This window comes from Methylobacterium sp. E-005 (genome assembly GCF_022829725.1).
Taxonomy (GTDB): Bacteria; Pseudomonadota; Alphaproteobacteria; order Rhizobiales; family Beijerinckiaceae; genus Methylobacterium.
Genome location: NZ_JAKSYG010000240.1, coordinates 64,349 through 78,222, shown reverse-complemented (window position 1 = coordinate 78,222; position 13,874 = coordinate 64,349). Strand labels below are relative to the sequence as shown.

Here is a 13,874-nt window from a genome sequence, read left to right as displayed (position 1 = left end):
GCTTAGCTGCGGAACATCTGCGAGGCGGTGGAGAGCATCTGGTCGGCGGCGGTGACGACCTTCGAGTTCATCTCGTAGGCGCGCTGCGCCGCGATCAGCGACGAGATCTCGGTGACGGCATTCACGTTGGCCTCCTCGAGGTAGCTCTGCTGGAGATTGCCGAAGCCCTCGGACCCCGGCAGCGCGCTGATCGCCGGGCCGGAGGCCGCGGTCTCCACGAACAGGTTGTCGCCGATCGATTCGAGGCCGACCTTGTTGACGAAGCGCGAGAGCTGGAACTGGCCGAGCGATTGCGGCGCCGTCTGGCCCGGCAGCGTCGCCTGCACGGCGCCGGTGGCGCTGATCGTCACCGAGGTCGCGGTCTGCGGCACGGCGATGGCCGGATCGAGCAGGTAGCCGTCGCGGGTGACGAGCTGGCCCGTGGCCGAGAGGTCGAAGGAGCCGTCCCGGGTATAGCCGGTGCGCCCGTCCGGCATCGTCACCCGGAAGAAGCCCTCGCCGCGGATGGCGACGTCGTAATCCTTCTCGGTCGAGGTGAGCGTGCCCTGCGACATCACCCGGGCGGTGGAGGTCGTCTTCACGCCCGAGCCGATCGCCAGCCCGGCGGGGAGCTGCGTGTTCTGCTCGGAGGTCGAGGAGCCGGCCCGGCGCAGGTTCTGGTAGAGCAGATCCTGGAAATGCACCTGCTGACGCTTGTAGCCGGTGGTGCGCAGGTTCGCGATGTTGTTGGAGATGACCTGGACGTTCAGTTCCTGGGCCGCCATGCCGGTGGCGGCGGAGTAGAGGGCACGCATCGCCTAGGCCCCCTTACGCGACGTTGGCGAGGCGGCTGATCGCCGAGCCCCGCAATTCGTCGAGGCGCGAGATCATGCTCGACACCATGGTGTAGGTGCGGTTCACGTCCATCAGCCGGGTCATCTCGATCACCGGGCGGACGTTGGAGCGCTCCAGGGCCCCGGATTCCAGGCGGCCTTCGAGACCGGCCGGGCGGCCGGCCTCCTGCGCGGCGTAGAGGTTGCCGCCCTCGTTGGTGAGCGCCTGCGGGTTGGCAAAGGTCACGAGCTTGATCCGGCCGCGGATGCCGAGATTGGTCGAGACCGTGCCGTCGGTGCCGATCGCGAGCCCGGTCTCCTGCGCGTTGATCGAGATCGGGCCGCCGTCGCCCGCCACCGGATAGCCGTCGCTGGTCACCAGCGTGCCCTGCGGGTTGACCTCGAAGGCGCCGTTGCGGGTGTAGCGCTCGCCCTGGGGCGTCTGCACGGCGATGAAGGCCGAGCCCTTGACGGCGACGTTGAGCGGGTTGCCGGTCTGCTCGATCGGACCCTGGCCGAGGTCGAGGGTGGTGCCCTGGTCGATGACGTAGGAGAGGCGCCGGTCCGGCCGGGCGAAGGAATCCGCGCTCGCCACCGGCATCAGGTATTCCTGGAAGCGGCTGCTGCGGGACTTGAAGCCGTTGGTCGAGACGTTCGCCATGTTGTTGGCGATCACGTCCAGCTCGCGCTGGAGCGCCATTTGGCTCGACACGCCGATGAAGAGGGCATTCTGCATCGTGAACTCTGGGACTCGCCGCCGCGGTGGCGGCAACGATCCATTCAGCATGCGCCGTGCCAGCGATGCCGGAGCAAATTTTATCAAACATTTGAATGATCTACGTAGGAATTCCGTTGCCCTGCCGGGAGGCTGTGGATGCGCCACGGCAAACCTCGCCCGGCAGGAATTGCCGGCTTAACGGCGCGTTAACCGTGATGCTCCGATATCGGGACGTACCCGAACGCGGATATCCGCGAGAGAGCATTATTCCATGGCCAAGACGCCCAAGAAGGCCTCTGCCGAGGAGGGCGAGGCCGGAGCTGATGCCGCCCCGAAGGGCAAGAAGAAGCTCATGATCATCGTTGCCGCCGCGGTTCTGGTGCTGGGCGGCGGCGGTGGCGCCTTCCTGATAATGGGCCGTGGCGGCGGACACGGCGACGGCGCGGAGGCCGCCGCAGATTCTCACGGCGGCGGGCATGGCGGGGGCGGCGACAAAGCCGGCTCGGATGCCAAGAAGCCGGTGGTGTTCGTCGATGTCCGCGAGATGATGCTGAACCTCAGCCCCGATCTGCCACAGGACAAGATCAAGTATGCCAAGGTGCGGCTCGCCCTCGAACTGAAGGACGCCAAGGTCGAGGAGGAGGTGAAACCCCTCATGCCGCGCGTCGAGGATGCGCTGCAGGTTTACATGCGCGAGCTGCGCCCCAGCGATTTGACCAGCTCGCTGGGCCTGTTCCGGCTGCGCGAGGAATTGCTGCGCCGGGTCAACATCGCCCTCTATCCGGCCCGGGTCGAGGCCGTGCTGTTCAAGGACGTGATCGTCCAATGACCCTTCCCCGTCCCGTCATCGTCACGGCGCGCCTCTGATGGATCCCGAGGACGAACTCCCGGAAGACGACTGGTCCGCGGCCCTGCTGGAACAGGGCGCCGAGGGCGGCGATTCCACCCTCGCCGAGGAGTGGGGCGCGGCGCTCGCCGAGCAGGGGACCACGCGCAACGCGGGTGACGTCGCCGCCGAATGGGCGACGATGATCGAGGACGGGGAGAGCGACAACCTCCCCGAACTCGCCGGCAACGACCGGGTGCTGAACCAGGACGAGATCGACGGCGTCCTTGGCTTCTCCATGCGCGAGCTCTCGGCCTCGGGGGCCGGGGGCGTGCAGGCCATCGTCGATTCGGGCGTCGTCCAGTACGAACGCCTGCCGATGCTGGAGATCGTCTTCGACCGGATGATCCGGTTGCTGTCGACCTCCCTGCGCAACCTGTTCCAGGACAACGTCGAGGTGACCCTCGACAACATCACCTCGGTGCGCTTCGGCGACTACCTGAACGCGATCCCGCTGCCGACTTTGCTCGGCGTATTCCGGGCCGAGCAGTGGGAGAATTCCGGCCTCGTCACGGTCGATTCGAACCTCGCCTACGCGACCTTCGACCTGCTGCTCGGCGGCAAGCGCGGCGGCACATCGAGCCGCCTCGACGGGCGGCCGTTCACCGCCATCGAGATGACGCTGGTGCGCCGCCTCGTGGAGATCGTGCTGGGCGATCTGGAGATGTCGTTCCAGCCGCTCTCGCCGGTGAGCTTCGGGATCGACCGGATCGAGACCAATCCGCGCTTCGCCACGATCACCCGGCCGGGCAATGCCGCGATCCTGATCAGCCTGCGCCTCGACGTCGACGGGCGCGGCGGCATGCTGCAGATCCTGTTCCCCTACGCCACGATCGAGCCGATCCGGGAACTGCTCACCCAGAGCTTCATGGGCGAGAAGCTCGGCCGCGACCACGTCTGGGAGGGGCACCTCGCCACCGAGATCTGGCAGGCCGACGTGACCATGGAGGCGGTGCTGCACGAGATGATGCTGCCGCTGAAGCAGGTCATGAGCCTGAAGGTCGGCGAGACGCTGATGTTCGACGCCAAACCGTCGGACCTCATCACCGTGCGCTGTGGCGACTGGGCGCTGACGCAGGGGCGGATCGGCCGGGTCGACGGCCACATTGCCGTGCAGGTCACCCGGCCGCTGCGGCGCTCGCGCACGACGATCCAGGCCTACGAGGCCTCGATGAACAACCGGTCGGACAACTAGGGTCGTTGAGGGTCCCGTCATGAGTCTCTTCGTCACCCTCGCGGCCGACATCCTGGTGGCGGTCCTGCTGGCGGCCACCATCGTCACCTCCCTGCGGCTCTCGCGCCGGATCGGCCAGATGAAGGGCGACGAGGCGGCGCTCCGGCAGACGATCGGCGATCTGATGGTGGCCACCGGCACCGCCGAGCGGGCCATCGCGGGCCTGCGCGCCGCCATCGACGAAGCCAACCGCACCCTGAATGCCCGCCTGGAGGCCGCTAGCGCCCGCAGCGCCGAATTGACCGAGCAGGTCGAGGCCGGCGAGGCGGTGGTGGCCCGGATCGGCGCCATCGTGGCGCAGATGCGCGTGGTGCCGGCCCGGGTCGAACCGGCCCGGCAGGAGCCGGAGCCCGAGCCGGCGCGGCCTCGGCCCGAGCCCATGAGCCCGAACGGGGAGCGCCTCGGGGCCGCCGCCGCGGCGGCGCTGGCCATGAGCGAGCGCGCGCTGGCCCGCGTCCGGGCGCGCGCCGCGTGACCGGCGTCAAGGCCCCCAAGATCCCGCCCCCGAAGCTGGATCCCGAGGAGAAGCTGCGAAAGGCCGGCGCGGCGCGGCGCGGCGCACCGCCCAAGCCCGTGCGGCCGGCGCGGCCGGTGCGGCTGCGCCTCATCGATGCCGTGGCGCTGGCGGCCGGTGGGCTCCTCGTGCTCAAGCTGTTGAGCCTCCTGCAGGCCGGCCTGCCGGAAAGCGGCGCGCTGCCGGATTTCGGACGGGCGGTGGCCCGGGCCCGCACCGGCTTCGACATCCCCGACCCCGTCACCACGGGATCGGTGGGCGCCAAGGAGGACAAGGCCGCGTCTGCCGAGAAGCCGCCGGAGACGCCGCCGGAGAAACCCCCGGAGGCGCCGCCCGCCACGCAGGGGTCGGGCTCGCCGACCGAGCGCGTGCTCCTCGAAAAGCTCGGCGCCCGGCGCGACGCCCTGCGCCAGAAGGGCGACGAGCTGGATCTGCGCGAGAAGATGCTGGGCGAGGCCGAGCGGAAGCTCGAGACCGGCCTCGGCGATCTCAAGAAGGCCGAGGACAAGGTCGAGACGGTCGCCAAGGCGAAGGAGGAGGCCGAGAGGCAGGGGCTGAAGAACATCGTCACGATGTATGAGGCGATGAAGCCCAAGGACGCCGCCCGGGTGTTCGATCGGCTCGGCCACGACGTGCTGGTGCCGATCGTGCTGGCCATGAACCCGCGCAAGATGGCGGAGGTGCTGGCGGTGATGCAGCCCGAGACCGCCGAGCGTCTGACGGTGGCGCTCGCCAACCGCGCGCGGGGGACCGGCGGCGTGCAGGCACAGGCCGGCGCGGGTCTGCCGGCGAACGAGCTGCCGGCGATCGATCCGGGTGTTCCGGGGCGGTAGGACGACGCCATCGCATCGCGCGGGTCTACGGTACACCTTTGACGGGTGGTGCCGATCCGTCGGCGCGGTGTAGAATCCGGCACAAATGCAATGGCCGCCGCCGTTCCTGAGCGGCGCCCTGGGAGACGCCGGATGTCCGAACTCGCAACCCTGCGCGGCCTGTCGGGCCTGAACCCAGCGCCGGCCGCCCTGACGGGCTCGGCGCTCGTGCTCATCGACCTGCAGCAGACCTACCGCGACGGGATCATGCGCCTCGACGGCGTGGAGCCCGCGATCCGCGAGGCGGCGCAGTTGCTGGCCCGGGCGCGACAGGCCGGCATTCCGATCTTCCACATCCGCCACGATGCCGGGCCGGGCTCGCCCTACGACGTGACCGCGCCGATCGGCCAGATCAGCCCCGAGGTGGCGCCGCAGGGCGACGAGCCGGTGATCACCAAGAGCTATCCGAGCTCATTCGTCGGTACCGACCTTCAGGCGCGGCTGGAGGCGGCGGGCGTGAAGGATGTCGTCCTGGCGGGCTTCATGACGCATATGTGCGTCAATTCCACCGCCCGCAGCGCCTTCAATCTCGGGTTCCGTCCGACCGTCGTGGCCTCCACCACGGCAACGCGGGACCTGCCCGGGCCGGACGGCTCGGTCGTCCCCGCCGCCCAGATCCAGGCCGCGAGCCTCGCCGCCCTCGGCGACCTGTTCGCCGTTGTGGCGCGGCGGCAGGCTGATATCACGGATTGAGACCGTCGGGCGACGCCGCCCGGGTGCTGACGGCCGCGAGGCTCAGGCCGTGATCCGCCCCAGCGCTGCCGCGACTTCCGCGAGGCCCGGCCGCCCTGCGGGATCCAGCTGGGTGCAGGCGCCTTCCAGCGCCCGCAGATCCTCCGGCGGCGCAGGGCAGCGGTCGAGGAGCTCGCCGAGCAGGATTCCCATCGCCCGCGCCTCGATCCGCGCCAGCGCCGCGCCGGCCGGCCCGTCCGGAAGCGCCGAGGCGGCGCCGAAATCGCTGAGCACGGCCGCGCCGGTGTCGGCGTCCCAGAGCGTGTTGTGGGCGTAGAGATCGCCGTGGATCAGGCCGCGCCCGTGCAGGTGGGCCGCCGCCTCCGCGATGGAGCGCGCGATCCGCACCGTCCGTTCCGGATCGAGCCGGAGATCGGGGTCGTAGACGTCGCGGCTGCAGCTGGCGAGGCTCGGCGACCCGGCCAGAACGTGCCAGTGCGGCGGCAGGAGCCGCAGCAGCAGCCCCTCGGCCCCATCGGGATGGCCGTCGAGCCGGCCGAGCGCCCCGGTCAGCGCCGGATGGGTGCCGGCGGCGAGGCAGGCCTCCATCTCGCGGGCGGGCAGGCCGTCGCTCGTCATCGCGCCCTTGAACAGCTTCAGCGCCACGGCCTCGCCGCGCCAAGCTGCCTGATGGACCCGGCCTGAGGCCCCCTCCCCCAGCAGGTCGCCGACCACCAGTTCCACCCAGGGCACCCGTACCGACGGAGCGGGCTCCGTCGCGGGCTCCGCGGGATTGCCCGCATAGGCGATCCAGGCGAGGCGCGGCAGGCGCATCAGCCAGGACGGCAGCGCCTCAAGGCGGTTGCAGGCGAGCCGGATCAGTTCCAGGTTGTCGGCCGCCGACAGGCTGTCGGGCAAGGCCGCGATCCGGTTGCCGGCCAGCATCAGTTTCTGCAGGCGCGGCTGCTCCCCGAGGGCCGCCGGCAGAGTCTCGATCCGGTTGTCGGTGAGCGTCAGCCAACGCAGGTCGCGCGGCAGCGACTCCGCCGGCACCGCTTCGATGCCGCAGCCGCGGAAGCCGAGCTGGCTCAAGGTTGGGCAGTCGCCCAGCACCGGCGGCAGGCGCGGGAACGGGTTGCCCGAGGCGAACAGCACCCGCAGGTGACGCAACCGGCCGAGATCCGCCGGCAGGTCGGTCAGGCTGCCCCGGCCGAGGTCCAGAACCTCCAGCGTGTCGGCGAGCGCGAAGATTTCCCGGGGCACCTCGGTCAGCCCATCGGGCAGGCGCAATTCCCGCGCGCCGGCGAGATCGCCGCGCCGCAGGGCGGCCAGCGTTTCGGTCCGGTCCAAGCCTCAACCCCGCTTGAAGAAGGCGTCGGCCGCCCCCTGCGCCGCCTGCTTGGCCGTCCGCGCCGCCTCGATCCGGGCGATCTCGGCCCGCAGCAGCCCGATCCGCTCGTCGAGGTCCGAGAGCGACAGGGTATCCAGCGGCTGCCCGATCTCGTGGGACACGGCCTTGCGCGGCCGGTCGTCGTCGTCCCGCATAGGTCCTCCTACAGGAAGGGGTGTCCGGCGCCGTCCCAGGGCAGGCCCAGATGGGCCGCCAAGGTGGCGCCGATATCGGCAAAACTGTCCCGCCGGCCGAGGGAGCGGCCGGCCAAGCCGGGGCCGAAGGCCAGGACCGGCACCTGCTCGCGGGTGTGGTCCGTTCCGGTCCAGGTCGGGTCGTTGCCGTGGTCGGCGGTGATCAGCGCGAGGTCGCCGGGCCGGAGCGCCGTCCGGATCTCCGGCACCCGGGCATCGAAGGCTTCGAGCTCGGCGGCGTAGCCCGGAACGTCCCGGCGGTGGCCGTGCTCGGTGTCGAAATCCACGAGGTTGACGAAGATCAGGCCGCCGTCCGGCAGGTCCCGCAGGGCATCGAGCCCGGCCGTGAGGCAGGCGGCGTTCGGGCCCGGCTTGATCTCGCGGCCCGTGGCCCGGTGGGCGAAGATGTCGCCGATCTTGCCGACGCTCACGCAGCTCCGGCCCGCCGCCTCGGCCCGGTCGAGCAGGGTACGGCCCGGGGGCTCGACCGCGAAGTCCTTGCGGTTGCTCGTACGGCGGAAGCCCGCCTCCGCCGAGCCCACGAAGGGCCGGGCGATCACCCGGCAGACCCGGTAGGGATCGCACAGGCGACGCGCGAGGCGGCAGAGGTCGTAGAGCCGCTCCAGGCCGAACGCCTCCTCGTGGGCGGCGATCTGGAACACGCTGTCGGCCGAGGTGTAGCAGATCGGCTTACCCGTTCGGACGTGCTCGGCCCCGAACGCGTCGATGATGGCGACGCCCGACGCGTGCCGGTCGCCCAGGATGCCGGTCAGGCCACCCTCGGCGATCAGGGTCTGGGTGAGTTCGGGCGGGAAGGTCGGCTGCGTCTCGGGGAAGTGCCCCCAGGGCTGCGACAGGGGCAGGCCCGTGATCTCCCAGTGGCCGGAGGGCGTGTCCTTGCCGGCGGCCGTCTCCACGGCATGGCCGTACGCCCCCTGCGGCTCGCCCGCCGGTGCAAGACCGGGCGGGATCCGGCCCGTGGCGCCGGCCGCGGCCAGCCCGAGCCCGAGGGATGCGAGATGCGGCAGCCGGAGCGGGCCGGCGCGCAGGCCTGCCCGGTCGCCCCGGCCCACCGCGCAGGCGTCCGCGATATGCCCGAGGGTGTCGGAGCCGGCATCGCCGTAGGCTTCGGCATCCGGCGCCCCGCCGATGCCGACGGAATCGAGGACGATGAGCAGCGCGCGCGGCACGGTCAGGCGGGCTCCAGCTCGGTGGGCGCGTCGCTGTCGAGGGCGAAGGCCGCCTTGAACAGGGCGCGCGTGTAGGCGGTCTGCGGATCGGAGAAGATCGTCTCGGCGGGGCCTTCCTCGACCACGCGGCCGTTCTGCATCACCATCACGTAGTTGGCGAGCGCCCGGACGACCTTCAGGTCGTGGCTGATGAACAGGTAGGCCAGCCCGCGCTCCCGCTGGAGGTCGCGCAGCAGCGTCACGATCTGCGCCTGGACCGAGCGGTCCAGCGCCGAGGTCGGCTCGTCGAGCACGACGAAACGCGGATTCAGCACGATCGCCCGCGCGATGGCGATGCGCTGGCGCTGGCCGCCGGAGAATTCGTGCGGGTATCGGTCCATGGCGGCCGGATCGAGCCCGACATCGGTGAGCGCCTTCGCGACGACGGCCCGGCGCTCGGCCCGGGAGCGCACGGCGCCCTGCACGACCAGCCCTTCGGCCACGATATCGGCCACCGACATGCGCGGCGAGAGCGAGCCGTAGGGGTCCTGGAAGACCACCTGCATGTCCTTGCGCAGCGGCCGCATCTGCGCCACGCCAAAGCCGTCGATCGCCTTGCCGAGAAACACGATCGGCCCCTCGGAGGCCGTCAGCCGCAGCAGGGCGAGGCCGAGCGTGGTCTTGCCGGAGCCGGACTCGCCGACGACGCCCACGGTCTCCCCGGCGCGGACCCGGAGCGCGACACCGTCCACCGCCTTGACGTGGCCGACGACCCGCCGGAGCAGGCCCGCCTTGAGGGGGAACCAGACCTTGAGCGGTCCGGCCTCGAGGAGCGGCGCGGCATCGGGCGGGATCGGGTTGGCGCGGCCCTTCGGCTCCGAGGCGATCAGGCGCTGGGTGTAGGCGTGCTGCGGATTGGCGAAGACCGCCGAGGTCTCGCCGGCCTCCACGATCCTGCCCTTCAGCATCACGCAGACCCGGTCGGCGATCCGCTCCACGATGCCGAGATCGTGGGTGATGAACAGCATCGCCATGCCGAGCCGCTTCTGCAGGTCGGCGAGCAGCGCCAGGATCTGCGCCTGGACGGTGACATCCAGAGCCGTGGTCGGCTCGTCGGCGACGAGCAGGTCCGGCTCGCAGGCGAGCGCCATGGCGATCATCACCCGCTGGCGCTGGCCACCGGAAAGCTCGTGCGGATAGGCGCCCATGCGGCTCGCGGCATCGCGCAGGCCCACGAGGTCGAGGAGTTCGAGGATCCGGCGCTTGGCCGCCTTGCCGGTCAGCCCGCGGTGGAGGCCCAGCACCTCGCCGATCTGCCGCTCGATCGTGTGGAGCGGGTTGAGCGAGGTCATGGGCTCCTGGAACACCATGGTGATGTCGGCGCCGCGCACGTCGCGCATGGCACGTTCCGGCAGACCCGCGAGATCCCGGCCCTTGAACAGGATCCGCCCCTCCTGGCGCGCGGCCCCGTCGAGGAGCCGCAGGATCGCGAGCGCCGACACGGATTTGCCGGATCCCGATTCGCCGACCAGCGCGACGGTCTCGCCGCGCCGGATGGTGAAGCCGATACCGTCGACCGCCCGGGTCTCGCCCTCCCGCGAGCGGAAGGCGACCGACAGGTCCTCGACGGCGAGGAGCGGCTGGGATTCATCCAACGTCATGACGTCCTTATAGCGCGCCGGGCCGGAGGCCCTAGTCTATCCTGTTGCGACGAAGCTCCGCCCGACTGACGGTGGACTGCACGGGAGATCGGCATGACGGCTGGCGCCCACGCCTTCGCGGCCCGGATCTGGCAGGCCCTCGACGGACCGCCTGACGCGCTCGACCATCTGCACGTCACTGGGACCGGCGCCCTGCCCTCCATCTTCGCCGTCAGTGATCTCGCCGCCGGCTCCCTCGGGGCGGCCGCGCTGGCGCTTGCGGAGGTCGCGGGGCTGACCGGCCCGGTGACCGTGGACCGGCGGCTCGCTTCATTCTGGTTCGCGCGGTCGCTGCAGCCGGAGGGCTGGCCCGTGCCGGATCCCTGGGATCCGGTCGCGGGCGACTACGAGACCCGGGACGGCTGGATCCGCCTCCACACCAACGCGCCGCATCACCGGGCGGCGGCCGAGCGCGTGCTCGGTCCGCAGGCGGATCGCGTCGGCATGGCGCGGGCGGTGTCGGGCTGGGCCAAGGGGGAGCTGGAGGAAGCAATCGTCGCCGAGGGCGGCGGTGCGGCCGAGATGCGCGGATGCGCCGACTGGGCGGCGCATCCGCAGGGCCGTGCGGTCGCGGCCGAGCCGCTGGTCCATGTCGGTCCGGGTGGCGACCGGACGGGCTCGGGCTGGGCCCCCCGGCCCGGGCGACCGCTCGCCGGCCTGCGCGTGCTCGACCTGACGCGGGTGATCGCCGGGCCGGTGGCGACGCGCTTCCTCGCCGGGTTCGGGGCAGATGTGCTGCGGCTCGATCCGCCCACATGGAACGAGGCCCCGATCGAGCCGGAGATGACCCTGGGCAAGAGCTGCGCGCGGCTCGACCTGCGGCAGGCGGCCGATCGGGCGACGTTCGAGGCGCTGCTCGCGGGGGCCGACGTGCTGGTCCACGGCTATCGGCCCGGGGCCCTGGACGGGCTCGGATACGGTGCGGAGGCCCGGCGGGCCCGGGCGCCGGGCCTCGTCGAGGTCTGTCTCGATGCCTATGGCTGGACCGGTCCGTGGGTCGGACGGCGCGGCTTCGACAGCCTCGTGCAGATGAGCACCGGCATCGCGCAGGCCGGTCGGGACTGGCAGCAGGCTGCCAAGCCGGTGCCCCTTCCGGTCCAGGCCCTCGACCACGCCACCGGCTACATGATGGCGGCGGCGGTGCTCCGGCTGCTGGCACGGCGGCTCGCGGACGGAACCGGCGGCGGGGCGCGGCTTTCCCTTGCCCGCACGGCGGCGTTGCTGGTCGAGGCCGGTGCGGCGGAACCGGAGGCCCCCTGCTCCGCCGTGTCGCCGCAGGATCTGGCGCCGGCGGTCGAGGCGACGTCGTGGGGACCGGCGCGGCGGTTGCGGCCACCGGTGGAGATAACGGGTGCACCGATGCACTGGGCGCGGGCGGCGCGCCGCCTCGGGGACGATGCGCCGGCCTGGGCGGCCGACGGGGCGGCTGTATAGCGGAGCGTCTACATCTCATGCCGCCACCCGCATCAATTGATCCGCAACCGAAGGCCGCTACAACCCCGGTGTGAACAGCTCACGCCTGCGCCGCGCCGCTCTCCTCGCCCTTCTCCTTGTCTCGTCTCGGCCGGCTCTCGCTGTCCCCTCCGAGGGGGCAACCGAGACCGTGGAGCAGGCGCTCTGCCGCCTGATCGACGACTCCGCCAAGGCCCGGAACCTGCCCATCCCGTTCCTGACGCGCCTGATCTGGCGCGAGAGCAGCTTTCGCGTCGGCGTGGTGAGCCCCGCGGGCGCACAGGGCGTCGCCCAGTTCATGCCCGGCACGGCCCGGGAGCGCGGGCTCCTCGACCCGTTCGACCCCGAGCAGGCGATCCCGCACGCCGCCCACCTGCTGGCCGATTTGAAGAGCCAGTTCGGCAATCTCGGCCTTGCGGCGGCGGCCTATAACGGCGGCGCCGGCCGGGTGAGCAAGTGGCTCGCGGGCGATGGCGGGTTGCCGGAAGAGACCCGCGCCTACGTGGCCGCCATCACGGGACGGCCGGCTGACGACTGGCGGACCGGCCCCGCCAAGGCGATCGAGTTCCCGGAGGGCGGTCCGCCCGCAAAGCCGGAGGCCAAGGAAACAAAAGACGCCAAGCCGGCGCCGCAGACCTGCCTGCAGGTCACCGCCAGCCTGCGCATCCCGTCCCGCGGCGACCGCTTCGCCCTCGGGCCCAACGAGGGGCCGGCCGCGCCCTGGGGCATCCAGCTCGCCGGCAACTTCTCTAAGGCGCTCGCACTTCAGAGCTTCAACCGCGCCCGGAACACCTACGCGGGCGTGATCGGTGAGGTGCGGCCGATGATCATCGGGACGCGCCTGCGCAACCGCGGCACCCGGGCCTTCTACCGCATCCGCATCCCGGCTCAGAGCCGGCAGGCCGCCGACGACCTGTGCGGCCGCATCCGGAAGGTCGGCGGCGCCTGCTTCGTGCTGCGGACCTGATTTTCCGCGCTTTGCCGCGCCGCCGTCATCAATCCGCCCCGAGCGCGGTGCCGTATGGGCCGGTCGCGATAACCGGATGGGATATGACACGACTCCTCACCGCGCTGGTCAGCCTGCTTTGCCTCGGGCTCGCGGCGTTCGGTATCAACGCCGCTTCGCCGCTGGCCCTGTTCGACGCGATCGGCCCGCGCGATCCCGGCGGGCGCCTCGCCGCGAAGGACCAGCCCTTCGGTGAAGGTCCCCGGAGGCGCCTCGACGTCTACGTTCCCACGGCGGGCGCTGAGAACGCCCCGGTTCTGGTATTCTTCTACGGCGGCTCCTGGCAGAGCGGTGTGAAGGACGATTACGCCTTCGTCGGGCACGCGCTCGCTGCGCAGGGCTTCGTCACGGTGCTGCCGGATTACCGGCTCTACCCGGAGACCGCCTTCCCGGGCTTCCTGGAAGATGGCGCGGCGGCGCTCGCCTGGGTGCGCGACAACATCGCGGCCTATGGCGGCGACCCGCGCCGGATCGTGCTGGCCGGCCATTCCGCCGGCGCCTACAACGCCCTGATGCTCGGTCTGGACCCGCGCTACGTCACCGCGGCGGGCGTCGATCCCAAGGTGATCAAGGCGGTGGCCGGCCTGTCCGGCCCGTACGATTTCCTGCCGCTCGATCAGGACACGACGATCAAGGTGTTCGGCAAGGCGCCCGATCAGGCGGCGACCCAGCCGGGGAGCTTCGTGGGACCGCTCTCGCCCCCCGCCTTCCTGGCGTCGGGCGATGCCGACACGGTGGTGAAGCCCCGCCACACGGTGAGCCTCGCGTCAAAGCTGCGCGCCGAGCACGTGCCGGTGCAGGAGCGACTCTATCCCGGCCTCGACCACAAGGACACGTTGCTCGCCCTGTCGGTGACCTTCCGCTCCAAGGCGCCGGAACTCGCCGAGATGGCGTCCTTCCTGATGCGGCAATCGGCCGGCCGGTCGCAGTACACGATGCGGCGCTGAGCGCAGCAGCCCTTCGTCAAGGTTATCGCGCGATCGCCGGGTGCGACGTTTGATTTGCCATCGCGTGGGCCGCGCCCCGGTCTAAGATGCAGCTGCGGCTGACCACGCCGTCCCAGACGGGAGCGACGAACGTCTCATCCAATCCCCTCATCCTGAGGTGACCGCGAAGCGGGCCTCGAAGGAGCCCTCCAGCCAGCCGCGTGATCCCTGGAGGGCTCCTTCGAGGCCTGCGCTGCGCTCCATCACCTCAGGATGAGGGGAAAGGGTGGGATGACCCGGGCGCTCGGCCGGGACCGCGAGTGTCGTAG

At 71.3% G+C, this 13,874-nt stretch carries 14 protein-coding genes; 8 read left to right on the top strand and 6 right to left on the bottom strand.

The features are described from left to right. Positions 1-2: 2 nt before the first annotated feature. Together flgG and flgF are read right to left on the bottom strand one after the other, a co-directional pair. On the bottom strand, positions 3-794 hold the full coding sequence (gene flgG / locus MKK88_RS29935) for a flagellar basal-body rod protein FlgG (RefSeq protein WP_244006616.1): 792 nt from the start codon (positions 792-794) through the stop codon (positions 3-5). A gap of 13 nt (positions 795-807) precedes the next feature. Beyond that, positions 808-1,548 carry a flagellar basal-body rod protein FlgF gene (gene flgF / locus MKK88_RS29930; RefSeq protein ID WP_244006615.1) on the bottom strand — a complete coding sequence of 247 codons (741 nt, stop codon included), beginning with the start codon at positions 1,546-1,548 and terminating at the stop codon, positions 808-810. A 253-nt stretch (positions 1,549-1,801) separates the two neighbouring features. On the opposite strand from flgF, the gene fliL reads away from it, so the two are divergent. From fliL to MKK88_RS29905, 5 genes are all read left to right on the top strand, one after another. After that, entirely contained in the window at positions 1,802-2,359 is a 558-nt protein-coding gene (fliL, locus tag MKK88_RS29925; protein WP_244006608.1) for a flagellar basal body-associated protein FliL, read from the top strand. A gap of 34 nt (positions 2,360-2,393) precedes the next feature. Next, positions 2,394-3,611, top strand: a complete 1,218-nt coding sequence (gene fliM, locus MKK88_RS29920) for a flagellar motor switch protein FliM (RefSeq protein ID WP_244006992.1) — start codon at positions 2,394-2,396, stop codon at positions 3,609-3,611. 19 nt (positions 3,612-3,630) lie between these two features. Next, on the top strand, positions 3,631-4,125 hold the full coding sequence (locus tag MKK88_RS29915; RefSeq protein ID WP_244006606.1) for a DUF6468 domain-containing protein: 495 nt from the start codon (positions 3,631-3,633) through the stop codon (positions 4,123-4,125). Then, complete coding sequence (locus tag MKK88_RS29910) at positions 4,122-4,997, top strand: MotE family protein (protein WP_244006605.1); 876 nt, start codon at positions 4,122-4,124, stop codon at positions 4,995-4,997. The genes MKK88_RS29915 and MKK88_RS29910 overlap by 4 nt, the downstream gene beginning before the upstream one ends. A gap of 132 nt (positions 4,998-5,129) precedes the next feature. Continuing rightward, complete coding sequence (locus MKK88_RS29905; protein WP_244006603.1) at positions 5,130-5,729, top strand: cysteine hydrolase family protein; 600 nt, start codon at positions 5,130-5,132, stop codon at positions 5,727-5,729. Between the two features lie 42 nt (positions 5,730-5,771). Here MKK88_RS29905 and MKK88_RS29900 read toward each other — a convergent pair whose 3' ends face one another. From MKK88_RS29900 to MKK88_RS29885, 4 genes are read right to left on the bottom strand one after another with little or no spacing between them, the layout of a single operon-like run. Next, positions 5,772-7,058 carry a leucine-rich repeat-containing protein kinase family protein gene (locus tag MKK88_RS29900; RefSeq protein WP_244006601.1) on the bottom strand — a complete coding sequence of 429 codons (1,287 nt, stop codon included), beginning with the start codon at positions 7,056-7,058 and terminating at the stop codon, positions 5,772-5,774. A 3-nt stretch (positions 7,059-7,061) separates the two neighbouring features. Then, positions 7,062-7,253, bottom strand: coding sequence for a DUF1192 domain-containing protein (locus tag MKK88_RS29895; protein ID WP_244006595.1), 192 nt, complete (start codon positions 7,251-7,253; stop codon positions 7,062-7,064). Positions 7,254-7,261: 8 nt separating this feature from the next. Continuing rightward, positions 7,262-8,482, bottom strand: a complete 1,221-nt coding sequence (locus tag MKK88_RS29890) for a phosphopentomutase (protein ID WP_244006593.1) — start codon at positions 8,480-8,482, stop codon at positions 7,262-7,264. Positions 8,483-8,484: 2 nt separating this feature from the next. Beyond that, the gene (locus tag MKK88_RS29885) at positions 8,485-10,122 is read right to left on the bottom strand and encodes an ABC transporter ATP-binding protein (RefSeq protein WP_244006586.1); all 1,638 of its coding nucleotides are present in this window, start codon (positions 10,120-10,122) and stop codon (positions 8,485-8,487) included. Positions 10,123-10,215: 93 nt separating this feature from the next. Here MKK88_RS29885 and MKK88_RS29880 point away from each other — a divergent pair, with 93 nt between their 5' ends. The 3 genes from MKK88_RS29880 to MKK88_RS29870 all read left to right on the top strand — a co-directional run bounded on the left by MKK88_RS29880 (position 10,216) and on the right by MKK88_RS29870 (position 13,566). After that, positions 10,216-11,595 carry a CoA transferase gene (locus MKK88_RS29880; protein ID WP_244006585.1) on the top strand — a complete coding sequence of 460 codons (1,380 nt, stop codon included), beginning with the start codon at positions 10,216-10,218 and terminating at the stop codon, positions 11,593-11,595. Between the two features lie 70 nt (positions 11,596-11,665). Next, positions 11,666-12,580 (top strand): lytic transglycosylase domain-containing protein, encoded by a 915-nt coding sequence (locus MKK88_RS29875; RefSeq protein ID WP_244006583.1) that lies wholly within the window; start codon positions 11,666-11,668, stop codon positions 12,578-12,580. A gap of 83 nt (positions 12,581-12,663) precedes the next feature. After that, the gene (locus MKK88_RS29870) at positions 12,664-13,566 is read left to right on the top strand and encodes an alpha/beta hydrolase (RefSeq protein ID WP_244006582.1); all 903 of its coding nucleotides are present in this window, start codon (positions 12,664-12,666) and stop codon (positions 13,564-13,566) included. Positions 13,567-13,874 lie beyond the last annotated feature (308 nt).